Raw genomic sequence first — 24,362 nt, 5'->3', positions numbered from 1 at the left:
TCATGGTTGCGCCGGGGTAGCGGCGACACGAAAGCCAAGGAATTCCTGGGTTTTGTCGGGCAAGGTCCATTTGCGGCTGGAGGCGAGGGCATCGCTGAGCGGTGAGGCAAAGTGGCCGCCGCGATACACCTTGCATTCAAGATCACGCCCGGTCGGGCGGTAGGGGCTGCCGGGATACGGCGCGAAATCGGATGCCGTCCACTCACACACGTTGCCCCCCATGCCAAAGACGCCAAAGGCGCTTTTGTCGCGGGTGTTGTTCGGCTCGACATTGACTGGCAGCAGCAGTACCTCGTTGGTGCCTTTCGCCTGCCGGGTGTTGGCGGTGCCATCGCGCCAGAAGCTGCCCCACGGGAAAAGACGCCCGTCTGTGCCACGTGCGGCGTATTCCCATTCAGCTTCAGTAGGCAGGCGGAAGGTAATGCCTTCGCCGTTCGTCTTCGTAAGCCAGTCGCAGTAGGCTACCGCGTCCTGCCAGGAGATATCTGTGACTGGGAAATCGTCCTGTCCGGGCGGATAATAGTTGCCCTGCTTCCAGCTTCGCGGTGCCCGGTGGCCCGTTGCTGCAACAAAGCGTTTGTACTCGGCATTGGTCGTCTCATACTTCGCCAGATAAAAAGCCGGGACCGTGACCTGGTGGGCAGGGGTTTCATCCGCCGGCACGCGCTTGTCGGAGGTGAAATCGTCCGGGCCGGCATCGCGCCCCATGGTGAAGGTTCCCGCCGGAATGAGGATGAAGTTTTCCAGCACCTTGGGCGCTGCCGGGGCACTTGGGGACGGGGATGTAACAGGTGAAGCCGGCTGGGACACAGATTGCCAAGACAGTTGTACACCGACAACGATCAGTCCCAAGACAATGATGCCGGCGGCGGCGGCAAGGAACCAGTTGGGCCGCTTGGCCGCACCTTCGTCCAGCGGCAGACCGCTGCCGTAGGGGCGCGTGTCCCCGCTGTCGGCCGGTCGCTTCAGCGTAGGCACGTCCTCGCTCGGAATCCCAAGGGAAGGGGCGACGGCCGCCGGTAATCCCGGCTGTGCCGGTGCCAGTCCGGCGGCTTTCAGAAGCGCCTGCGAAAATTCCTGCGCCGTGCGGAAACGTTGACTGGGCGATTTTTCAAGGGCGCGGTGGATGACGGCGGCCACGGCTTCGGGAACGTTGGGGTTGAGTTCCCGCAGTGGGGGTGGCGGCTCATTGACGTGTTTGAGGGCGACGGCAATGGCCGTGTCGCCGTCGAAGGGTGGTTGACCGGCCAGCATTTCGTAGAGCACGACGCCCATGGAGTAGATGTCCGCACGTCCGTCAATGGCCGCCCCACGGCACTGTTCCGGGGACATGTAGCGCGGTGTGCCCATCATCGTACCCTCGGTCGTCATGCCGACCACGGTTGCGGTCTGGATTTTGGCAATCCCGAAGTCGAGCACCTTGACGATTTCTTCTCCGTCAGGCGTGCGGGCCAGAAAGATGTTGTCGGGTTTGAGGTCGCGGTGCGTGATGTTTTGCCGGTGCATGAACTCCAGCACGGCAAAAACCTGTTCGGCGTAGCGGATGATGGTTTCCAGCGAAGGGGATGTGCCCTGCTGGCGCAGGCGCGTCATGTGTTCCCGGAGCGTTTCGCCTTCGAGGAACTCCATGATGAGGTAGCAATCCCCCTGCTCGACGCCGGAATCGAGCACCCGTACGGCATTGGGATGCTGGACGCGCGCCATTGCCCGGGCCTCACGCTTGAAACGCTCGATGGCTTCACGGTCACTCGACAGGCTGCCGACCATGATTTTGATGGCGACAAGCGTATCGAGTTCGCAGTGACGTGCCTTATAGACCCGCCCCATGCCGCCGACGCCAAGCAGCCGGAGGATTTCGTACTTGCCCTGGAAGCGTTGCCCGATAGCCAGCCCTTCGACCGGACGTTGTCTTGGAGGAGAGGTTGTCTCCATGCCGACGGGTTGAGTGGAAGGCGGCTGGGCCCGGGCGGTTTCCCGCTGGTCCACCGGCCCTGTGCCAAGCTGGATGGTGTGCTCCACCACCAGGTCAGTTTGCGCCCCGGCACCAGTTTCTGTGACAGAGACTTGGGTTTGGTCAGTCAGCTCCCCCGTCAGAGCGCCGGCTGATGCCGCAAGGCGGGTTTGCTCGATGGCATCGGATGTCAACTCAGGTTGCTTGGCCATGGGTGCCGTGTTGCAGAGAAAAGGAGTTATTTGGCTTTGAACTTCACTTTGCCGTCAACGATGTCCACGGTGAAGTGCACTTGATCCGTCTGGCGTTCGGCGCACAGTTTCTGGGTGTTCTGGACAATGACCTGCCGGAACTGCTCATAACTCGTGGTGATCGGCTCACCCACCGTGCGCTTGGCGTGCTGGAGACTTTCGTAAAGCTTGCGGATGTTGGATTCCTGCTGTTCCTGCGACACGTTGCGGCCAATCTGTACCGTAGTGGGTTCAAAACGTGGCGGCAGCGGGTTGTTTCTGAAATCACTGAACACGGCATCCACATCGAGTTCGTCAATGGCTTCGCTGAACTCTTCGCGGCGGCGCTCCTCGTTTTCACGGAAGTTCACCAGATACTGCGTACGCAGGTCACGTCCTTCTTCCCGGTCTTTCACGGTGCGGTCCCAGAGCCGCTGAAAAGCTGACAGACGCGCCAGGATTTGATTGAAGCGAAACCGTTGCTGAAACCGCAGCGATTTGTTTTCCTCGATTCGCTTCACCATCTTGTCAATGCGGTGCTTGGTGTCGTAAGGCGGGCGCTCCCGTCCCCCATTGAAAAAGATGTCAAACTCGATTTTGAGACGGCGGATTTCGGTTTCGAGCTGACTGAGTTGCTCATCGAGTGAAGTCGTTTCGCTCATGGCCCTCGTCCTCGCAGTGCTGGGAATGCCTGTGGGAAAAGACTACACGACTCAGCAATGGATTGCATCGCCGATGTGTCACGGCCGTGGCCGACAGCCCCGGCTGATACCAGTGCTGGTGCCGGTGCTGACAGCCCCACCATCCCACACCCGCTACTTCCCGGAGCGGCGCTGTTTCGCCGACGACTTCCCGAATCAGGCGGTGCTGCGGATCAAAGCGAACCGCCCGTGGCGCAGCGTCAAGCAGGAGTGAAAATTCCTGCTCGGCCTGGGCTTCGACAAACCACCGGACAGTCTGCCGGCGTCCCTGGGCCGAGACGATCTCCACTTCAACTGGGGTGCGGAAATACTCCGTCTGCACGTGTCGGGATGCCGGCTCCAGCTTCTGCACCTGGCAAACCTTCACGGTAAGTTGCCGCCGGTCGGCGTCGTAACGATGGGTGACTTCAAACACCGGATGTCCCATGCGGTACACCCACTGGTCAAAGAACCAGTCAAGCCCCATACCGCTGGCTTCTTCCATCGCCCGCCGGAAGTCGCCGGTTTCGACGTTCTGGAACTGGTGCCGTTGCAGGTAGTGCCGGATGCCTTCGCGCCAGGCTTCGTCGCCGACGACAAACCGCAGCATGTCGAGCACCAGCGCGCCGCGTGAATAGGCGTAGGCGTCAAAGAGTTGGTCCGGGTGGGCGAACTGCCGGGTGACCATGGGCCGCCGCAGCCCTTCATTCCAGGCCTGGTGATACGTGGCGTGGTGTTCGGCCAGGATGGCCCGCAGCCGGGCCGTCCCAAACCGCTCCCCCATGTAGAGCGCCTCGAAATAGGTGGCAAAACCTTCGCTCAGCCAGATTTCCGACCAGTCCCGGCACGTCACCAGATTGCCGAACCACTGGTGGGCCAGTTCGTGAGCCTGCAGGGCTTCGATGTTATCGAGTTCCTCATGGGCGCGGGGGAGCAGGTTATCGGCCAGGTGGGTCGTCGTGATGTTTTCCATGCCGCCGCCAAACTCGGCAATCATCGTCTGGGCATATTTGGCATAAGGGTAGCGGATGCCTGTTTCGGTCGAAAGAAACGCCATCATGCGCGGCAGGTTGGCGAAGGCGCGCCGGGCGTCGGCGTACCGGTCAGGATAGACGTAGGATTGCATCGGAATGCCGTCGTACTCGTTGGTGATGACGCGGTACTGCCCGATGGCAATCGAGAGCAGATAACTGGCATGCGGCTGTTCCATCCGCCAGTGGACGGTGTGCGTACCGTCGCCGTTGTCTGTATCCGAAACCAGCCGCCCGTTGCTGATGACCGTGTAGGGTGTTTCAACCGTGGCGCGGACTTCCGAGGTGAACTTGTCACTGGGAAAGTCAAAACAGGGAAACCAGTTGCGATTGTATTCGGTCTCACCCTGGGACCAGATTTGATACCGGCGTTTGGAAGCCGTCGAGGTCGGGCGCAGAAATGTCAGTCCCGTGCCAAACACGCCGAAGAGTCCGCCGGTGGGCGGTGTCGCCCGGGCCTGATAGGTGATGACCAGTGTCACGGTATCGCTTCGCCCATAGCCTCGGTCGAGCGAAATCGTGAGTTTTTCGGCCGCTTTGTCGTGCTGGAAGTCCAGCTTTGCACCGCTTTCCGTAGCGACTTCGAGAACAGTCATCGGCTGCCCGGCATCGAGCGTGAGGCGGCGGAAATCCGACCGGACAGGCTTGAACGTCAACCGCGCCGTGCCGTGGACGGTTTCGGTTGGCCAGTCGAAACGCAGGTCCAGCGCCAGGTGCTGCGTATCGAAATCACTGATGCGTGTCCACTGGGCGGGCGGGGCTTCCGGGTCCGCCCGTTGGGCCATGGCGACCGGCCGGAGTGGCCACAGCGTCACGAGTCCAAGGAGCAGGAAGCTGGCGAGGGAGCAGGCAGTCATGCGGGCCGGGAACATGTTGCTTTCTTTTGGAAGCGGGATAAGGTGGCAACACCATACCTTTGTCGTCACAACTTTGTAATCCCTGACGGAGGCTGGCTCAACCGGCAGCGGCTTCATCGCCGGCGTCGGGCTGTCCGCCCTGAAACTATGGCTTCTGTACCGACCGACGAACCACAACTCCGGCGTGGACTGACCCTGACCGACGCGCTGGCGCTGACCGTTGGGACGATCATCGGAACGGGTGTTTTTCTCAAGACGGCCGTGATGGGACAGGCACTCGGTTCACCACTGGCCGTGCTGGCCGCCTGGGTGGCTGCCGGTTTGCTCTCTCTGGCCGGCGCGCTCACCTACGCCGAACTGGGCGCAATGCTGCCACGCGCTGGCGGCGAGTATGTGTTTCTGCGCGCCGCTTATGGCGACTGGCTGGCCTTTCTCTACGGCTGGATGCGGTTTGCTGTGGCTGCGGCCGGTTCGATAGCCATTTACGGCGTGGGATTTGCCATTTTCCTGGGCGGGGTCGTGGACTATGGCCGTCCCTGGTATGTCACGACATTCCGCCTTTTCGGGGCTGATATGGCCTGGCAGTTCGGGCCGCGCCAGCTCATCGCCATTGGCGCGATTGCCTTGTTTTCACTGCTCAACAGTCTGGGTGTCGTGGTTGGGGGGCGGCTGCAATCCGTACTGACGGCCGTCAAGGTCGGCGCCATCGTCGCCATTGTGGGCGGTATTCTGCTTGGCTCGCCGACCGGGAAATGGTCCAACGTCTGGGACTCTGATGTGCCGGCAACAGTCAACGTCACAACCTTCGGGGCGGCCATGCTGGCGGCGCTGTGGGCGTTCGATGGTTGGAACAACCTGCCGATGGCGGCCGGCGAGGTGCAGCATCCCGAACGGAACATCCCACGGGCGCTCATCTTCGGCATGCTGATCGTGCTGACGGTGTATGGCCTGGCCAACCTGGCGTACTGCTACGCCCTGCCGATGAGCGCCATTGCCACGGCCAACTCCACGGCCTACCCGGAAGCGCCGCCGGTGGCGACCAGAGCCGCCCAGACATTCTTTGGCGACGGCGGGGCCCGGCTGGTGTCCGTGGCGTTCGTGCTGTCGAGCCTGGGTGCGCTCAACGGTTCTATTCTGACCAACGCGCGGGTGCCCTACGCCATGGCGCGGGACGGCCTGTTTTTTGCCCGCTTCGGGCAGCTCAACCGGGCGGCCGTGCCAGCCTGGGCCATGCTGGCGCAGGGACTCTGGGCCTGCGTTCTGGCGGTGTCCGGCACGTTTGACCAGTTGACGGATTATGTCGTCTTTGCGTCTTGGGTGTTTTACGGCCTCGTCACGGCCGGGGTATTCGTGTTGCGCCGGACGCAGCCGCAGGTGGTGCGTCCCTACCGGACGCTGGGGTATCCCGTTGTGCCGCTGGTGTTTCTCGGCGTGGCCGGGTGGCTCATCGTCAACACGCTGGCGACCAATCCGGTTTCATCCGGGATTGGTCTGGGCATCATTGCTCTTGGGTTGCCGCTCTACGGATTCAATTGCCGCCAGATGCGCCAGCGCACAACCGAACAGCATGTCAACAATGCTCCGGTTCAGTGAGGCAAGTCCGCGTGGGTGGCGTCTTCCGGCGTCTGTGCCGGGTTTTCCAGCGCCGGGTTATCCGGCGTGGGCGGTGCGGCAGCAAGGGCGCGGGCCTTGGCGTACTTCAAAAACACGTAATGCGCGGCAAACCAGGCAATGCACAGGCCCGGAAAGCCGTCGAGACAGCCCAGGCGCAGGAAATAGGTTTTGAAAAAGGTGGCTGGCGGCCAGAAAAACAGCTTCCAGAACGGAACCCGCTGCCCGGCAGCCAGCAGTGCCCGGGCGGCTAGGTCGGTGTAATGGTTCATTTTGGCGTGGTGGTCCGCAAGGGAGGTGATGGCGTCGTGCTCGATGTCCGCGTCGAGGTGGCCGACCGGTCCCGTTGGCTTGAAGGACTCGTGAATGAATTCACCGCACCATTGCCCGGCACCGCGTCGGTAGAGCCGTAACTGGCGGTCGGGATACCAGCCGCTGTACCGCACCCACTGCCCAAGGTAGCGGTTGCGCCGCCGGACGGTGAAGGCTACGCAGGGCGATGGTGTGTGCAGCGCCGTGTGAATGGCTTTGTGCAGCGTCGGCGTGGCGCGTTCGTCGGCGTCGAGGCAGAAAATCCAGTCGCAGGTGGTCAGGGTGTCGCCAAAGTTGCGCTGTGCGGCATAGCCGGTGAAGGGATGCCAGGCCACCCGTGCACCGTGTGCTGTGGCGACTTCGGCCGTGGCATCGGTGGTCGTTGTATCCACAACGACGATGCGTTCCTCCGCCCAGGCAACGGAATCCAGCGCCGCCGGCAACCGGGCGGCTTCATTGCGGGCGATGATGATGACGGCAAGGGTGGGCATCCATGTTGGTTGCGTGGCAAGGTTGAAGAAAAGACTTTAGCCTGAAACGGTGGACAATGCGCTCTTTGGTTCGGGAGATGCTGTCCGGGCACTCTCTGCAAGCCGCAAAAAACCACGTCAGGCGGCAAGCCCGACTGTGCAGGGTACTTGCACCTGCTGAGAAAAGCCTATCAGGCAGTTGAAAGCTTGCACTGACGTGTGGCGTTTCAGTCCCAAACCACATATCGTTGCCGCCAGCGACGAAAAGCTCACCGTACAAGCAGGTTCCGAGTGTATGCGGATTGTGACGTACTTTGGCAAAGGGGGCGTTGGAAAAACGACGCTGTCAGCCGCCACGGCCGTGGCCTGTGCCGCCCGGGGGCACAAAACGCTCCTGATGAGCGTCAACGCCGGACATAACCTCAGCGATGTACTTGGCACGACGGTTGGGCATACACCTACTTCGGTTGCTCCCAACCTGGAGGCGCGTGAAGTCAGCGCCCTGGCCGAGTTGCGTAGCCAGTGGCACGAAGTACAGGACTACGTGGCCACCATTCTGCGCGGAATCGGCACGGGCAAGTCGGCTTATGTGCAGGAAGTGCTCCTGTTCCCGGCGCTCGAAGAACTGACGGCGATGACGGAAATCTGGCGGGCCAGCCGCGAAGGGCAGTATGAGGTCGTGGTGGTGGATACACCGCCCACGGCCGGGATGATGACCCTGTTGGCCGGCCCGGAAGGTCTCAAGTGGATACTTTCGAGCATTGAGACCTGGTATCGGCGGTTGGCGCTGGTGGCGACACCCGTGATGCAGTCCCTTTTCCCCAGCCGGAATCCGATGGACATGCTCCCGGAAGTGAGCCGCCGGGTAGGCGAAATGCGGGCGGCGCTCACCAACCCGGAAGTGACCTCGCACCGTCTGGTGACGCGCCCGGAACGGCTGGCGGTGACGGACGGCCTTCGTCTGGTGACGTACCATCACCTGTACGAATGTCCGGTGGAAAGTATCTTCGTCAACCGTGTCCGCAAAGAAGTGCCGGCCCAAAAAGCTGCATTGGATGTCTTGGCGCAAAAGTCTGCCGGGTTGCCGGTGGTTGAAGTCCCTGACCAAACCGAAGAGCCGATTGGGCTGCCAGCATTGACGGCGCTGGCCGAACATCTTTTCCAAACGCGCGATCCACTTGAGCGGGCATTGCCAGCGCCACTGATGACCCTGGAAAACACCACCGATGGTCAATACGTTCTCAAACTCAGGCTTCCCAACCTGGAGCTGGATCGCCTTGACCTTGTTACCCGGGCCGGTGAGCTTGTGCTTGAAATTGGTCATTTCAAGCGGAATATCCCGCTGCCAACCGAAGTCTGGAGCAAGGAAGCCGTTGGCGCCGATTACAGCGGCGATACCCTGACGATCACCTTTGCCTGACGGTGCGGGAGACAGGCTGCTATGGGAAACTGCTGCCACGACGAAGGTGCGTTCAACCCCTGTTCCGCGCGGCAACGGCGTACGCTGTGGCTGACGCTCGGCATCAACGCGCTCATGTTTGGCGTGATAGTCGGTGCGGCGTGGTATGGCCGTTCGATGGCCCTGCTGGCGGACAGCCTGGACAACCTGGGCGATGCGCTGACCTACGGACTGAGCCTCTACGTGGTTTCCCGTGACCGCATAGCCAAGGCGCGCCGCCATGTGGTACTGGTGAATAATTTTCCGTCAATCGGGTCTGCTGAAGCAACGAGCGTATGAGAATGACAATAACAACGAGACCAAAAGTGTCCGCGACGATGGAGGGGGAAGTGTCGCTACCCGGTGACGAACTGACCAGACTATGACCGCTTGGTCAATCACAACACTCTGACGACCTGCTTCAACAAAGCAGGCATTGCCGGGAAGTGGGCACCGCCATGCACGGCAGGGCGATGTAAGCCACAGTGCTCTCAGGCACGCGATCCAGTCTGCCTGATGATCAAGGGGCTTTTTTATCTGACCCACTTTGGACTTGACTCACGAACTCTTGAAAAGTCTTTGTGCCTAACTTTTCAACTGCTTGCTTGAAAAAGCATCGCTTTTTCCATTCTGCGGCGTTCCCAATCACGTAAAGACGCTTCTTTGCGCGACTTACAGCCACGTTGAGCAGGTTCGGCTTGGATGCGGCCCAGTCTTTCGCTCCGGGTCTACTCGGATCGCCGCCGAGCACCAGAATAACCACATCAGCCTCCTTGCCCTGAGAGGTATGCACAGTACCCACCTTTTTTGAATCGAGACGAAACTGCTGTCCGATTTCGGACAGCTTCCTGGCGCAGTCCTTGAAGGGTGAGACAAGGAATATGTCCTCACGCTCGATGCCAAATTGCTTCAACAGCAAACAGACCAAGCTGTTGACTACCTCTCCCTCTTCTTCGATCCAGTGGCGCTGGTTTCTGGAACCGTGCACATCGATCCAGCAACTGGGGGGAAGATTGGATGCTGACGAGGGAGGTTTGCCAAAGACCATCATCCCGCCATAAGCGATGTGGTTGCTGATCGAGAACATCGGTTCATCACAGCGCCGGTGCACACGCAGCGGACAGCCCACCCAAAGTTTGTCCCCAAGGGGGTCTTCTAGCGATGTGCCGATGTCCGTCGCTTGATCAGCCATGCGTTGAACCGATGTCATCGTCGGCCACCAGGGCTTTTTGATCTTGTAGTGATCGGCAAGTGCTTCCTCCACAGAAGAAGGCACCGTGATGACTGGTTCAAGCTGGTTGGGATCGCCTACGACGATCGTGCGTTTCGCCCGCCAGATAGCTCCTGCCGCGTGTTGGGGCAAAGCCTGTCCAGCTTCATCAATCAGCAGCCAACCGATCCCTTCCCGGCCGATGTCGGCAAACATCCTTGGGACAGAAGCAAAAGCTGTCGAGATCACGGGCGTCACGAGGCACAGTGTATCGAGCGCCGTGCGAGCCATCTGCTCTGGGAGGGATTTTCCGCTCAACCAGTCACTGACAAGATTGAGGTTTGTGATCATCTCGTCGGCGTTGTTCTCGATAAACGCCCTGTGCAGGTCAAGTGCCGCCAGGAAAAGCGCTTCCCGTGCCAGACGCCACTCCTCGGTCATCCAGGGAGAGGACTTCTCTCGGGCATCATTATCACAGTTCTGATCGACCCAGTGCTTACCCAATTCCGCTTTAGTGCTTGCCAGCTTTCTTTGCAAGTCCCTAATCTCTTTGCACAAGTTGTTCGCCATTGCACGTTTCGATGCTTTGTGTCGAGCAAGTTTGGCGAGGGTTGCACGTGCTTTGTCACGAATTGCTTCGGCATCCCTCTTGTGCTGCATCAGAAGGCCTTGCTTTTTGAGAAGATTGTCGTGTTCGGCGACGATCATCTCTTTCCGTTTCCGCCAGTCACGATGCGAGCGACCGAGTGTTAACAGCCAAGTCAGGAACCCGGGCTTTTCGTTATCATGTTTGGTGAGTCTTTCCTCGACTTCGCATATTTGACTCCCCAGCTTGTTATTCTCTGTGTCAAGGAGGAGAATGCGCTTATCCATTTCATACGCAAGGTGCTGCGACTCTGCCTCCTCGTCAGCAAGTCGTTGTAGTTCAAGCAAGGCTTTATCATACGTTTCCTGTTTTTTCTGGATTTGCTTCGGAATGTCTGCTGCGTCGATCAGCTTCTGTCTGGCTTTCTTCTCGTTGTGTTGCGCCTGCACGAACCGCTCGATAGCGTCTTCCAATGACATCGAGGGTTGGCGACTGCCACACTTGATTTGGTTGAGATGCCAACGCAATCCCTCGCCGCTCCATGGCTGCCCGACTTTGGTTTCCGCGCCGCAGGGTTCTGCCCACCAGAACTTGTCAAGGAACGTGGTCCGGTTTTGCTTGTTGCCCAACCGGGCAGCAAGAAGCCCCCACGCGCTGGCGCTTTTCTGCCCCTGCGCCCTGAGCACCTCAGTGGCAAGCTCCGTGAAGTAGCGCCCTTCCACCCGATCCGGCACACTGTTGATGGACGGAAGCTCCAAGGAGACGTTCTCGACTGCTCCGTTGTTTGCGGAGACCACAACGATGGAAGTCCCCGCTACGGCGTCTCCGAACGGGTAGTAAGGAATCAGCCTGTCGCCGATCTTTTGGTTTTGCTCTTGTCTAAATGTGCGATTCTTCCTAACCGCCTCGACCAAATGTGCGGCGCGTTCTACTATCACCGCAGCCACGATGTCGCGTAGCAGAGTCGTCTTCCCTGTCCCTGGAGGGCCATTGACGGCAAAAAGCCCCGGTTCTTTTGCCAGCCTGCGCCAGATTTCATTGACGGCGAGCTGCTGGCTGAAAACCAGCGGATGATCGGAAGGCCAGCACCCGCGAGGCATCCGTTCGGGCGAAAGCATTTCCAGAGAAGTTCGGACACCTTCCGGCGTGCGCAGATTGATGGGCCTGATGTTGTGAGGGGCAAGAAAGGCCTGTAAGCCTTCGCCAAGGTTTTCCGTCTCTGCTGCCTTTTTCAGCAGAGTGAGATCACCGATGTAAAAGCTGTTGATGAGGTCGTTGCGTTGCGCTGCGCTGCTCCCGACGACATCCTTGGCTTTGTCGCCGGGTTTGCCGATGAGGTCGTCGCTTTGTGCTGTGCTGCTCTCATCAGCATCCCCGGCTTTGTCGCCAGGCTGGCCATTACCTTCCTGGGGTTTCCCGGCAGAGGTTTTCCCCTCGACCTTCACCTGGAAGCATTTGGCGATATAAGTAGGCTGGTCAGAAAAAAGGTGCTTGGGGAAGTAGCACTTGTCAGCCACGAAACGGACGAGATGATCCAGCCATTCTTTCGTTGCTTTCTGATTTTGTTTCTGCAACACAGCCGCTTGCTTTGCCACATAGCCAATCAGCCGCTCGGACAGGGCGTCGAAACCCTTATAACCGCTGTTGATCGGCAACACGTGATCGTACACCTTGACGTCATCCAGATTGTTCTGGCCACCCTGCTCTAGAATGTCAACATTGAACTGAAGAATCTGACCGGATGCCCAACAGGCCATCGAAAGCACAAACGTTTCTGGAATCGGGATGCCAGAGTCATCAAAGCCAAGATCAAACAGCCGGCTTTCACCGCCTTTCAGTTTCTCATTGAGGACGTCGTCAGGCTGACTGATCCTTGTGGTCAACAACTCGGCCAGTTTTAGGCTGTCGAAAAGTCCACACTGCAACGAATAGCGCCAGGCCTTATTGGCTAGAATGGGACGACGAAGATGCGATGAATCAAGCCAAGGTGGCAGGTTTCCGTCCTCGACCCGGTAGATAGGGAAGCTCCTGTTTGAGGCATCAGGCTTATCGGCGCCCTGCGGCGAAAGTGCTTCAATGGTTTGCCAGAATCTGAAGAGCTTTGCGTACATAATCGGAATTGGTGGACGATTAGAAATACTGATACACAAACAGCTAATTCCTGATGATTTTGGCATGACTTACTCTTTTTCTCACTCCTGATCCACGTAGCAGGCACAATTTGCCCTCTTTCGCCTCCCTGGATGGACTGTGGCGTACTAGATAGGCGTACCAGATAGGGGAAGGTGTTGAGGTAGTCCCCATGGGATGGCACCTTCCCCAAGGGAAATCGCCGCCTTGGACTGCCGCGTGCTGGTCGGAGCGTGAACCGCTTTGGCATCGTAGGTGCCTTACCGCTGACCCGTGGCACCTCGCCTCCCACTTGCTCGAGCAGACCGGATAAAGACTTTGCTATCGTATAGCACTGACTACAGTGGTGACACCCTGACGATCACCTTTGCCTGACGGCGCGGGAGACAGGCTGCCATGGGAAGCTGCTGCCACCACGAAAGTTCGTTCAGTCCATGCTCTGCGCGGCAACGGCGTACGCTGTGGCTGACGCTCGGCATCAACGCGCTCATGTTTGGCGTGATAGTCGGTGCGGCGTGGTATGGCCGTTCGACGGCCCTGCTGGCGGACAGCCTGGACAACCTGGGCGATGCGCTGACCTACGGACTGAGCCTCTACGTGGTTTCCCGTGACCGGGCCGCCAAGGCGCGCGTCGCCCTGTTCAAAGGTGGACTCATCTTCGCCGCCGCCGCAGGGGTTGTGGTGCAAATCGTCCACCGGCTCTTCCATCCGGGCGTGCCGTTGTTTGAGGTCATGGGCGTCTTCAGTCTGCTCGGACTCGCCGCCAATGGCGCCTGCCTGTGGCTTCTGTGGCAGCACCGCCAGGAAGACATCAACATGAGTTCCGTCTGGGCCTGTTCCCGGAACGATGTGGCGGGGAATGTGGCGGTGCTGGTGGCGGCCGCACTGGTGTGGCTGACAGGGGCGGCGTGGCCAGATGTCGTGGTGGCCAGCGGGCTGGTGCTTCTGCTGCTCGTTTCGTCGGTACGGGTGCTTTCGGCGGCGCTGGCCGAACTCCGCATCACGGCCAAAGCGTCCCCTGCCCAAACAACGGACCTGCCCACCAGCTTACCCGGATGACCGTCCGCAGGGTCGGTTGCCGTCCAGGGCCTACGGTTTGGCCGGAAGACCAATCGTGAAATAGGCGCGGGCCAGTGGCCGGTCACCATCCTGAATTTCGACCAGGTAAGTCCCGGAAGGCAGGGGCATTCCGTCCGGCTGATAGAGCAGCCGGACCGTCTGCTTGTTCTCTGTGAGGGACTGAATGGACTGGGCCATCAGCGGCGCGGCCGTTTCCAGCCGACGCCAGACCACACGGTAGTCGCCATCAGGGCGGGTGCGGCCACTGACGCGAACAGCAACTGCCCGGATACCCGCCGGAAAGGCATTGGATGCTGCCTCAAAGTCAAAGGCATCAGGTTCGGTCGGCAGCACCCGAAAACTGCACAGCTCGATGCGGGTGATGGAGGCATCGAGGAACTCAGTGCCGGTACGCGCTGCCGGGACGGCTGGCCTGGGTTTTTCGCCAAAGACATAGACGGCAAAAAACAGCGCCAGTCCGGCCAGAAAGCCCAGCGCCACCAGCGTCAGCATGAGGTACACAAAGCGCCGGCCGCTGTCGGCTGCCGGTTCCTGCCCGGCGTCCGCCGGGCCTGGCGATGTGGGTTGGGATAGGGCTGGGGCAGCCGGAACGGCCTGTCCCCCCACAGTTTTGAGGGCATCGGGAGATGGCTTCGGCAGTGTGACAGCCGGCCCCGCCACGGTTTTGAAGGCTTCAGGTGGCTTGGGCGGTGTGACCGCCTGCCCGACGACCGTTTTGAACGCCTCGGGTGGTTTGGGCGGTACGACCGCCGGACTTTCAACCGTTCCTGCTTGGTCCAGTGGTGGCAGGGCCGTGCCAGCGACGGTCGGCGCAGAAGAGAGTGGATCAGGGAGCTTTTCGCCGCAGTTCCGGCAAAACTTCATTCCCGGCGCCGCTTCAGTTTGACATTCGGGGCAGATGATCTTCATAGCTCAGGCTGGGCAGGTGTCCGTTCAGAGCAAGACACAGAAGGATGGTTTCCTATGCTAGTCGCGCTGGCAGTGAGGGTAAATCGGAATTCAGACGTACTGCTGGCTCCCAAGGGCTTGGCGTCAGGTATGTCTGGTGAGTGACGGCCGCACCACGTCTTTTTGCACACCGGCGCGGGTTAGCCTATAATCCTGCCCACGCAAAACAAACACTGTTTATCGTTGGCTTAGCTTCTTTTTCCTACATCGCAAGGCTTTTGGGGTCAGAGCGGACTCCGTCTGACGGCTCGGCTTTAGGTTTCCAGCAACCCGGTGATGGTGCAAACGGGCTGCCCCCCAGTTCCCGTGCTTGCGCGGATTCGGTTGTGTCTCATCTGCTCATTCAGGGAGGTTGGTTCTCATGGGAAGCTTGCTCCGCGCTACCCGTTTATGGCGGCCGATGGCTTTTGAAAGCCTGGTACGGTGGACAACCGTCCTGTGCCTGACGTTTTGCGTTACGCACTGGGGGACGGCGACCTGGGCCGCGCCTTCAGCCCTGGGTGGGGATGAGGCTTCCGAGGCGCGTCGCCAGGCGGCCAACCTCGTGAAGCAGGGGCGCAAATTGGCGCGGAACGGGGACTTCGAGGCGGCTGAGGCCGTGTACCGCCAGGCGCTGGCCCTTGATGCGGAACTGGCTTCGGCGCGCTGCGGACTAGCCTGGCTGCTCATCAAGACCCGGCACCATGCGGAAGCCTACGATGTGGTACGCCCGTTGCTTGCGCCGCCCACGAAACATGACGAAGCCCTGGCCATTTCAGGTGTGGCGCTCCTGCGTTCCGGTTACTTTCGGGATGGTTTTGATGCCCTCAAGCAGGCGCTCGCGCTCAAGCGCAACAATGCCATCGCCATGGCTGGGATTGCCGAGTTGGCCTGTTATGAGAATCAGCTCTCCCTGGCGGCACAACTCATCACGGCCGCCATCAGTGAAAGCCCGGAAGAGCCGGACTATCACCTGCTGGCGGCGCGGATTGCCTCCCGGCTGGAGAATTTTCACTTTGCGGCCGACTCCCTGCGCAACTTCCTGCGGCTTGCCCCACGCACGGATGCCGAGCGGCGTGAGCGGATCGAAGGGGTGATTCGTTTTTACACCTACCTTGGAACGTCACGCATCAATGTCGTCCAGGAACGCGCCGATGCCCTCATTCCCTTTGAACTCCACGGGCGGCGGCCGCACATCAACGTGCGGATCAACGGCAAGGGCCCGTTCAACTTCGTTCTCGACACCGGGGCCAGTTCCTGTGTGCTTTCCAACGATGCTGCCGCCAAACTCGGTATCCGCCCGGTGGCCGCCGGAGGGGAGGCCCGGGCCGTGGGTGGAAGTGGGACGTTTCCTATCGTGTATGGCGTGCTGAAGTCACTTGAGCTGGGTCCGATCAAAATCGAAACCGTGCCGGTCTATCTCCGTGACATTCAGAGCCTGAACAGCCATGGCACCAGGGTGGACGGCTTTCTGGGACTGTCAACGCTTGCCGATTTTGTCCTGACCCTTGACTATCCTCAGCGGGTTCTGGGTTTGCGCTACACTCCACGTGATGCAGCGCCCAAGTCCCAGCCGGCTCCGGCAGGTGATGGCGCGACCCGTCTGCCTTTCCGCCTGACGGAAAGCGGACTCATCAGTGTTGAGACACAGCTCGATGACGGCCACATCCTTAACTTCATCCTGGATTCGGGTGCCAGTGCCTCGGTTGTGGATCAATCGGTCGTCGAGCGGCACAACTGGCAGTCCAAGATTCTTCCCGATCAGTGTGTGCGGATCGTCGGCGCGGCCGGGTCATCCGAAAAAGTGCCGGTTCTGGCGATTGGTGCCATGCGGATTTATGACCTTGTGCGCCATGATCTCCGTTTGCCAGTCATTGACATGCGCCGTCTCAATGAGTCATCGGGCTTTGAACAGAGCGGCATCCTGGGGGGCGACTTCCTGAGCCACTGCCGCATCGAGATTGATTTCCGGCAGCAGCAGATCACCTTCACACCGTCTCCAAACGGCATCGTCAGACGCCAGATCGAGGCGCAGCCGACAGCCGGCGGCACGACGCCAACCCACTGAACACCTGCCTTCCGTTCATCATCAGGGGAAGGTCTCCCAAGGGCGGTGCGCCGGAGGGCGTGCCGCCTTTCTTTTGCCTGTCTTGAGTGATTTCAGTAACAATGGCGTACAAGTCCTGTGGTTCACTCCTCGCGGCCCGGCAGTAACACAGCACCAAGTTCACTCCGACAGAGGATTCGCGTATGGATGGCTCGCGCTCCACCCAGCCCGTCAGGCAGCGGTTTTTTCTCTTTCTGTTCGTCATTCTTGCGGCGGGGCTGGTGGTGATGCCCGTTGCGTGGTGGATGGTTGGGGCCCAGAACCGGCCGCGTCCGAAATCCCCGGCCGGGACGCCGACCGCAAAGCCATCCCAACCGTCGGCGCCGCCGGCGACGGATGCCACGCGGGCGACGCCAGCCGAACTGCGGGATGCCCTCTATGCAACGGAAACCTTCCTGGGCGTTCCCACGCTCGTCCCCCGGCCGTTTGCCGAAGCCGAAGCCGCGATCACCGCTTTGCAGTCCAGGTATCCGGCCGATGTCCGGCTGTTGCGCTACGGGGCTTTTCTCAATGAGCGATTGGGCAACATCCCCAGGGCGCTGCAACTCATGACGCGCTACGCCAACCTGCGGCCGGAAGGCACGGATGGTCTGCGGCGGTTGGCGGCCTTTTACCACGGGCGTGGGCTTTACAGTGAAGAAGTCCGTACGCTCCAACGGCTGGCTTTGCTGACGCCTTCGGCGGCTGAGCGCCGGGCCGTTGCCGACCGCGTCTCTGAGCTGGTTCAAAAACGCGCTCTGACCGGTGTGGATGTGGCCGACTGGTATCGGCAGCTCATCGAACGGCATCCCGAAGACATCACCTTTCTGAAGCGTTACCTTGAACGGCTGGTGGCGGATGACAAAGCGGATGAAGCCCTGCGCGCGCTGGATATGTGGCAGCCGAAGTACCCGGACGAGAGGCGTTTTTTCCTTCAGTTGCGGGCGCGCATTTACGACAGACGCGGGCAGCGGGACGCGGCGGTAGCCGTCTATGACCAGGCATTCGATCCGCTCTGGCCGCGGGCAGTCGTCAGCGACTGGTATGAACGGTTGCGCCAGTACGGGCGCTATCGCACCTACCGCCGCCAGCTCCAGGAGCGTTTTCGTCAGGGGGCGTCCGATTTTGGGACGGCAGCGCGACTGTTCAATGTGCTGGCCTACGAAGGCAACCTGTCCGCAGCCGCACAGACCCTGACCACGCTCGAAAAACGCCGTGAGATGACCGGCTGGCCGCGTGAGGAACTCGACCGTGCGGCGGCTATGTGTCTCAACATCGGGCAGTATGATCTGGCGGCGCGGTTTCTCTATTCCCTGTACGCCATGGGCGGTGCCAATCCCGGCTCGCCGGAGCGGGAGGCGACGCTGGCCAAACTCGTGGCCGCCCTGCTCGACGCCAACGAAGTCGGGACGACCCTGAGCGCCGGGGATTTGTCCCTGTATGCCGACATCGCCCAGGTTGACCAGGGAGCCGGGTTTCTCAACGGCGTCCTGTCACTCATTCTGGCCGGCAACAACATTCCCCGCGAGTATGCCCGCGCGAACCGTTCGGCAACGGCCTACTTCAACCGGGCGCTGGCGTATCGGTTCTTTACGGCGCTTCAGTCCGAGTATCCCCGTTCCGGGCGGCTGCCGCCACTTCACGCCAAACTGCTCGAAGCCTTTGCCGCGATGGGCGAACACGAGACCGTCGTGCGGCTGGGCGAGGAATTCCTGCGTGCCTTTCCAGATGCGCCGACCTTTCCTGAAGTGACGTTGCGGGTCGCTGAGGCTGAAGCGCGCCTTGGACGGCGTGATGCCGAACGCAAACGCCTGATCGCGCTGCTCGACTGGCTTGCGGCGCGGAAACCGGAGCGGGCGCCGCTGATGCCGGTTTCCACGCGCCGGTGGGTGTTTGTCCCAACAACGGACACACCAAGACAGGAAGATATGGCTTCGTCGTCGGCCTATCGCATCCACGACCTGACCGACACCGACGATTCGGATGAGTTCCGAGATTTTGAGGACTATGACTACCAGACCGACTACCTGGGGCGGTCAGTCGAGCCGAAAGAAACCGTCACTTATGCTTCGGTGCTGGAGCGGGTCATTGCCAGTTTTGCGACCGAGGCGCAGAAACCTGCCGACGAGCCATCGCCGGGTAAGCCGCCACGCCTCAACCCGACCCTGACCTTTCTGTACGGTGAAATCAAAAAACATCCGCGTGAAGAAGGGCTGTACGAACGGTTGTTGCGCTGGCTGGGGCAGCAAAGTCTGGTGGATGAGCAGCTTCGCGCTTATCAGGAGGCCGTCCGACGTTTTGGCGACAACACCTGGCGGCATCGTCTGGCGCGGTGGTTCATCCGCAATGACCGTCAGGCGGCCTTTGCCCAGTACTCGAAACAGCTTTCAGCAGCACTCGACGACGAAGACCTGTCCGCCTATTTGCAGGCATTTTTTGAGGATGTGCAGCTCGAAGAGGGCAACAATGACGCCCGGCTGTACCTGCAACTCTTCCGCATGGCGCACGACCGCTTTCCCACGAACCTGTTTTTTGTGCGCGGACTGCTGAAATACTACCGGGCAACGAACCGCCTGGCCGAGTGGGAACGTCTGGCTGCCCAGTATTACTTTGCCGACCCGACGCTGCGCAGCGCCTATCTGGCCTATCTTTCCGAGAAGAACCGCCTGGTGACCAGTTATGCCAAAGCCAGGGCACAGAATGACGCCAGTCACCGGCAGTTTGCCGCCGATGCTGCGCTCTGGCTTTCGCGTCATGAGGAAGCGGTTGACGCCTACCGTGAACTCGTGACGCGCTATCCGGGAGAGGTTTACTACGCGGAGCGACTGGCCACGCTGCTGCGCTCGCTGGCTGCGACGCGCCCTGGCGCGCGGGACGAAGCCGCTCAGCAATGGGCGGCACTCGCCAGGGTCTATCCGGCTGAAAACCGCTTTCTGACACTGGCCGGGGAAGTGCGGGCCGAGGCCGGAGACTGGGAAGGGGCCGCCGCCCACTGGGAAAACATTGTCCGACGCGCACCCGGTGATTCTGAAGCCTACCTGGAACTGGCGACGCTCTACTGGGACTATTACCGCTACGATGACGCCATCCGAACACTGCAAACCCTGCGCAAGCGGGTCGGCGATGACACCCTCTATGCCTACCAGCTTGGCGCGCTCTATGAGGAGCGGCAGCAGCGCGAGCGGGCACTGGCCGAATACATGGCTGCGGTTGGCGGCGGCACCGAACGGGAACCGGCCATCGAGCGTCTGGTTGTGCTTTCCCGCCGCAAGGATGGGGCGGCCGCCATCGAAGCCGCCTTTCAGGCGCGTCTGGCGAAACAGAACACGCCGGAACTCATCCTTGGCTATGCCGACTATCTCAAGCGGGCCGAACGGCAGGATGCTGCACTTGACCTGCTGGCGCGTGAGGCCGCGCGACGGTCGGAAATTCCGTTTCTGGAGGCCGTCCGGGATGAGTTTCGCGCTGCCGGGCGCGCGGCCGATGAGCGGAAAGTGCTGGAACGTCTCGTCGCCCTGGCGCGGGACGAGCGTGAAAACATCAAGTACCGGTTGCAACTGGCAACCTTTTTTGAAGCCCACAACCAGCGTGGGGAGGCGCTCCAGACGCTGGACGGTCTGGCGCGCGACTACCGCAACAATCTGGGTGTCGTGCAGGAAGTGGGACGCTTTTACGGGCGGCTGGGGGCTGTGGACAAGGCGGTGACACTGGCCCAGGCATCGCGCCAGATCGCCACCGGCGACTACCGGCGAAGTCTGACGCTCCAGTTGGCGCGACGGCAGCGCGAAAGCGGTCAGGTGGCGGCGGCTGAGACGACGCTGCGCGAATGGTATGCGGCCAATCCCACGGATACGGAGGCCTTTACCGAACTGGCCCGGCTTCTGGCAGACGCCAAACGCGATGCCGATCTGGCCGCGTTGTACCAGCAGGGCCTGGCCAGTCTGGCTACCGGGGCCGATGAGTTCGAGCTGCGGAAAGGCTACATCGAGGTATTGACGCGCCTTGGCCGGCATCAGGAAGCCGTTGACCAGCACATCGAACTCATCAACCGCGAGCCGGAAGACTCGTCCCGGTTGCAGGTGGCCCTGCGGTATGCCGAGCAGCAGAACCTGCTGGAGCGGATGACGCGCTACTACACCGAACTGGCTGCCAAGGCGGACCGCAACTACCGCTGGAATGTCGTTCTGGCGGAAATCTACCGGTTTCAGGGCAATCTGGGCGGCGCGGCGGAACAGTATGCCAAGGCCATTGTCAACGAGCCGCAGCGGGGTGATTTCAGGAGTACCCTGGCGGCGCTTTATCGCCAGGCGGGGCGTTACGACGAAGCTCTGGCCACGCTCAAACGGGCGGCCGAGCTGGAGCCGCAGAACCCACGCTGGGCAGCCGCGACGGCCGAGGTGTATCTCGAACAGGGCCAGACCGAACGCGCCATCGCGGCACTGCGGGAGTCCTTTGCCAGGCGGAAACAGTTGTCGGCGCAGGTCTATTTTGCCGCCGGAAAGACCCTGCTGACGGCCGGCGCCGTTGCCGAGGGCGGCAGCTTTTATGACGAGGGCTTTGCGCGCGTCATGAAGTCGCCGCCGACGGAAACGTTCGATGAGGATGCCGTGGTCGCGTGGTTGCAGACCATTCTGTACCGTGAATCGGCCGTGGCAGCGCTCGGCCGGCTCGAAGCCCTTGAGGCTGCTCTGGCCAAGGCCCCGCAGAATGCGGTTGTCCAGCGTGGACGCGGCCTGCTCGATTACACAGTGCGGCCGTCACGTTTCCCCCAGGTCATCCGCGGCTATGCCACGGCGGCCCAGCTTGCCCAACTGGATGAGGCGCTGACGCAACGCCTGACGCGGGCTGTTGTCGGGTCGGCCGAGTTCGAGCGTCTGGCCAACATCACCGCCAATCTGGGCTTGTACCGGGCGACGGAGCAGGCGCTGCTGCGGCGCAAGGATGCCGCCTACGCGGCACAGCAGTCGGCGGAAGACCCTAACTACGTCAATGCACTGCGGGCGCTGCTGTCCTTCTATGAATCCCGTCTGGACACCAAGGCGGCGCTTGCCCTGTTGACGGCTGAGGAAGCCCGTGCCCGCTTTCCCGGGGCCTTCGACTTCACGGCCGCCAAGGCTGACTTCTGCCGCAACGTTGGGGATGTGGCGGCCGAGCGGACGGTACTGGAGCAGTATTACCGGCAACGTACCGGTGCGCTTGTCACGGAAGAAAATCCGCTCGTGATGCGGCTGCTGGAGCTGCTGCACCAGCAGGGCGATCGGCAAACCATGCGGAAACTGGCTGCCAGCTACTCGCCCTATCAGCTCCAGCTCATCAACTTTCTCGTCCATGTGCGCGAGAAGGAACTGGCAAGGCTGGCCATTGAGAACGCCGGACAGCCGGTTGCCTGGCAGCAGGCGCGGCTGGCGCAACTTGAACTCTACTTCCGAAACCGGTCGCCGGAGGTCGAAAACCTGTACCGGCAGGTGCTGGGTATCCGGCCGATAGGCGAGCAGGCCAACCGCAAGCCGGACCCGGCACGCGAACTCACCGGGGAAGACTGGTTTCGCACGGCGCGCAACTACGGCGTCTGGCTGACTCTGGATGACTCGCGGGCGGCGGATGCCCTGCGCTTCCTGGTGGCCGAAACAGAAGCTTCTCCCCGTTCGGCATCAGCGCAGACGGCACTGGCGTATTTTCTGTGTGCGCGCAAACGCTATCCCGAAGCCCTGGAGCATGCGCGGCTGGCGCGTGAACTGGCCCCGGAAGACCCGGAAGCCATCGCGGCTGAAGGCGCTGCTCTCTATGAAATGGGCAACCGGACAGCCGCCCTGGGGACGTGGCGGCGGATGCTCGCCGGACGACGCAACCAGCTTGCCGCCCACCTGACGTTTCTCTCAGTGCTGGCCCGGTACGACCTGCTCAACGAAGCTCTGCCGCCGGTGGAAGCCTACCTTGTTGCCCGGCTGCGGGAGCGCGCCAATGAGGACACCTATGAACCGCTGGTGACGCTGCTTTGCACGCTGGCCCGCAGTCAGTCCGGCCGGGAGTCGCTGATCGTGCCGGCGCTGGTACGGGTTCTGGCAGCGGTCCCGGATGACATCCGCCTTGGCTTGCAGTTGACCCTGACCGAGGCCCTGCCGGAGCGGACGCGGCTGCCGCTGTACCGTCTGACCAGCGAGCGCCTGGCCAACCAGATCATCACGGCCTATGCCCGTGGCGACTATGACCTGTACAGCGACGATGTCCCTGGCAGCGACACCCTTGCCGGTGCGCTATCCAAGGTACAGCGGGCCTGGGCAACGGCGCTGGTGGCTTCAAAAGCCTACGCCGAAGCGGAGCGGGAGCTGCGCGACATGGTTGCACTGCGCCAGACGCTGTTCGGGCGAATGCGCGAGGAGGCGCCCCCTGACCTGTACATTTCCGAGCCGGAGACGGTCGCGGTCGAACCGGAGTGGCTCGTCATGGCACAGGCGGCAGTGGCTATACGCAGTGGGCGCACGGCGGCGGCCGTCGAACGTCTGAAAGCGTTTGTTGCCGCTCCGGCCGCGGCTACGCCGGATGCGCCGAACGACACGGGAGCCATTCAGCGGGCGCAACATGCCTGTTACCTGCTGCTGAACGAAGGCAAGGCGGAGGAAGCCACGGCGTTTCTGGAAACCTGCTACCAGTTGCAGATGGCCCGGGATGACAGCCTGGGGGTTGCGTTGGGCTACATCGAAGCCCAGTTGATGCGGCGGCAGACCGAGGCGGCGCTGCGGCAGCTCACCCGGCTGGTTGAGCGCCGTCCCGAACCGCAGGTACTGGCCGAGGCGGCGGCACTGGCGGCCAAGTATGGGGCTTATGCGCCGGCCCTGAAGTGGCGTGAGCGTCTTTACCGGCTGCTTCCGGGAGATGCCGAAAACCGGATTGAAATGGCGCGGCTGCTGGCGCGTACGGGCGATCTGGGAGCAGCCGCGACGCAACTCTATGAACTTGCTCAGGACCGCCGGTTGAAGGCGGAGGAACGGCAGCGCGGACTTCAGCAACTGGTTGCCCTGCTGCTTCAGCAGCCGGCAGTCGGTGAGGCGCTGTTGGGTAAAGCCCGCGCGTCCTCTGATGCGGAAAGTCTGACCTGCCTGGCTGTGTTGCAGGACGCGCTGGGGCGTACGACCGAGGCCCAGAAAACCTTTGAGCAGGCGGCGCAAATGCCATACGCCACGGGCACGCGGGAAGCCTACGGGCAATTTCTGGAACGGACGAACCGGCCAGGGCAGGCCATCCCGGCCTACGTGCAGGCCCTGCGCGAAGGGGCCTCATCTGATCGGGAGCAGGTCATTCGGGCAGCGCTGGCCGCCAACCAGACCGGAATGGCGCTGGCGCTGGCGCGCAATGTGCAGTTTGTCCCGCAAACGCCTTCCGCCGGACTGCCGTCCGCCGGTGTGGTCTATGAGCAGCCGGTGGGTTCCTGGCCGGCGGCAGCGTACACATCGGCCAGCCGGGAGGCTGCTGACCAGCGGCTTGCTGCACAGCGGCAGTTGTTGTCCCGTCTGGCGGCGGCGGCACTGGCGCAGCAGGATGAGGAACTGGCGATGACGTTTGCCCAGGCTTTGCTCGCGCTGTCCGCCAGTTCACCGGCCGCCACAGATGAAGCCAGACAGCTTTTGGCCGAAGTGCGCCGGCGTCTTGAGCAGCAACCGGCGCGGAAGAACCTGTTTGGCTTGACGCCAACCAGTGAGTTGAACTTTACCGATGTGGTAGGTGAAGGTTTATAGCCAGCAGGCCCGGCCCTCGGAGAAGGGGCC

General features: G+C 61.3%; 12 protein-coding genes. 6 read left to right on the top strand and 6 right to left on the bottom strand.

The genetic code is table 11. The features are described from left to right. The 3 genes from CABTHER_RS15700 to CABTHER_RS07215 are packed head-to-tail and all read right to left on the bottom strand — an operon-like array spanning position 1 to position 4,749. On the bottom strand, positions 1–2,163 hold the full coding sequence (locus CABTHER_RS15700) for a bifunctional serine/threonine-protein kinase/formylglycine-generating enzyme family protein (RefSeq protein ID WP_014099956.1): 2,163 nt from the start codon (positions 2,161–2,163) through the stop codon (positions 1–3). Between the two features lie 26 nt (positions 2,164–2,189). Then, a complete protein-coding gene (locus CABTHER_RS07220) occupies positions 2,190–2,843 on the bottom strand; it encodes an MXAN_5187 C-terminal domain-containing protein (protein ID WP_014099955.1) in 654 nt (217 codons plus the stop codon). Then, positions 2,818–4,749 (bottom strand): M1 family metallopeptidase, encoded by a 1,932-nt coding sequence (locus CABTHER_RS07215; protein WP_187288352.1) that lies wholly within the window; start codon positions 4,747–4,749, stop codon positions 2,818–2,820. Before CABTHER_RS07215 ends, CABTHER_RS07220 begins: the two co-directional genes overlap by 26 nt. 147 nt (positions 4,750–4,896) lie before the next feature. Between CABTHER_RS07215 and CABTHER_RS07210 the strand changes: the two genes are divergently transcribed. Next, positions 4,897–6,342, top strand: coding sequence for an APC family permease (locus CABTHER_RS07210; protein ID WP_014099953.1), 1,446 nt, complete (start codon positions 4,897–4,899; stop codon positions 6,340–6,342). Here CABTHER_RS07210 and CABTHER_RS07205 read toward each other — a convergent pair. Beyond that, the gene (locus tag CABTHER_RS07205; RefSeq protein ID WP_014099952.1) at positions 6,336–7,163 is read right to left on the bottom strand and encodes a glycosyltransferase family 2 protein; all 828 of its coding nucleotides are present in this window, start codon (positions 7,161–7,163) and stop codon (positions 6,336–6,338) included. The two genes, CABTHER_RS07210 and CABTHER_RS07205, sit on opposite strands and share 7 nt — an antisense overlap. Positions 7,164–7,437: 274 nt before the next feature. Here CABTHER_RS07205 and CABTHER_RS07200 point away from each other — a divergent pair, with 274 nt between their 5' ends. Then, on the top strand, positions 7,438–8,562 hold the full coding sequence (locus CABTHER_RS07200) for an ArsA family ATPase (protein WP_014099951.1): 1,125 nt from the start codon (positions 7,438–7,440) through the stop codon (positions 8,560–8,562). A gap of 21 nt (positions 8,563–8,583) precedes the next feature. Next, positions 8,584–8,880 carry a Co/Zn/Cd efflux system protein gene (locus CABTHER_RS07195; protein WP_014099950.1) on the top strand — a complete coding sequence of 99 codons (297 nt, stop codon included), beginning with the start codon at positions 8,584–8,586 and terminating at the stop codon, positions 8,878–8,880. A 220-nt stretch (positions 8,881–9,100) separates the two neighbouring features. On the opposite strand, the gene CABTHER_RS07190 is transcribed toward CABTHER_RS07195, so the two are convergent. Further along, positions 9,101–12,487 carry a DEAD/DEAH box helicase gene (locus CABTHER_RS07190; protein ID WP_014099949.1) on the bottom strand — a complete coding sequence of 1,129 codons (3,387 nt, stop codon included), beginning with the start codon at positions 12,485–12,487 and terminating at the stop codon, positions 9,101–9,103. A gap of 415 nt (positions 12,488–12,902) precedes the next feature. Between CABTHER_RS07190 and CABTHER_RS07185 the strand changes: the two genes are divergently transcribed. Further along, positions 12,903–13,565 (top strand): cation transporter, encoded by a 663-nt coding sequence (locus CABTHER_RS07185; RefSeq protein WP_014099948.1) that lies wholly within the window; start codon positions 12,903–12,905, stop codon positions 13,563–13,565. Between the two features lie 30 nt (positions 13,566–13,595). On the opposite strand, the gene CABTHER_RS07180 is transcribed toward CABTHER_RS07185, so the two are convergent. Further along, positions 13,596–14,495, bottom strand: a complete 900-nt coding sequence (locus CABTHER_RS07180; RefSeq protein WP_014099947.1) for a zinc ribbon domain-containing protein — start codon at positions 14,493–14,495, stop codon at positions 13,596–13,598. A 400-nt stretch (positions 14,496–14,895) separates the two neighbouring features. On the opposite strand from CABTHER_RS07180, the gene CABTHER_RS07175 reads away from it, so the two are divergent. Together CABTHER_RS07175 and CABTHER_RS07170 are read left to right on the top strand one after the other, a co-directional pair. Then, positions 14,896–16,581, top strand: coding sequence for an aspartyl protease family protein (locus tag CABTHER_RS07175; protein WP_081464763.1), 1,686 nt, complete (start codon positions 14,896–14,898; stop codon positions 16,579–16,581). Positions 16,582–16,763: 182 nt separating this feature from the next. Then, complete coding sequence (locus tag CABTHER_RS07170; protein ID WP_014099945.1) at positions 16,764–24,332, top strand: tetratricopeptide repeat protein; 7,569 nt, start codon at positions 16,764–16,766, stop codon at positions 24,330–24,332. Positions 24,333–24,362: the final 30 nt, after the last annotated feature.

The sequence above is a fragment of the Chloracidobacterium thermophilum B genome (assembly GCF_000226295.1).
Taxonomy (GTDB): domain Bacteria; phylum Acidobacteriota; class Blastocatellia; order Chloracidobacteriales; family Chloracidobacteriaceae; genus Chloracidobacterium; species Chloracidobacterium thermophilum.
The sequence above is the reverse complement of the archived record's forward strand: the minus strand, read 5'-3'. Positions and strand labels throughout refer to the sequence as shown.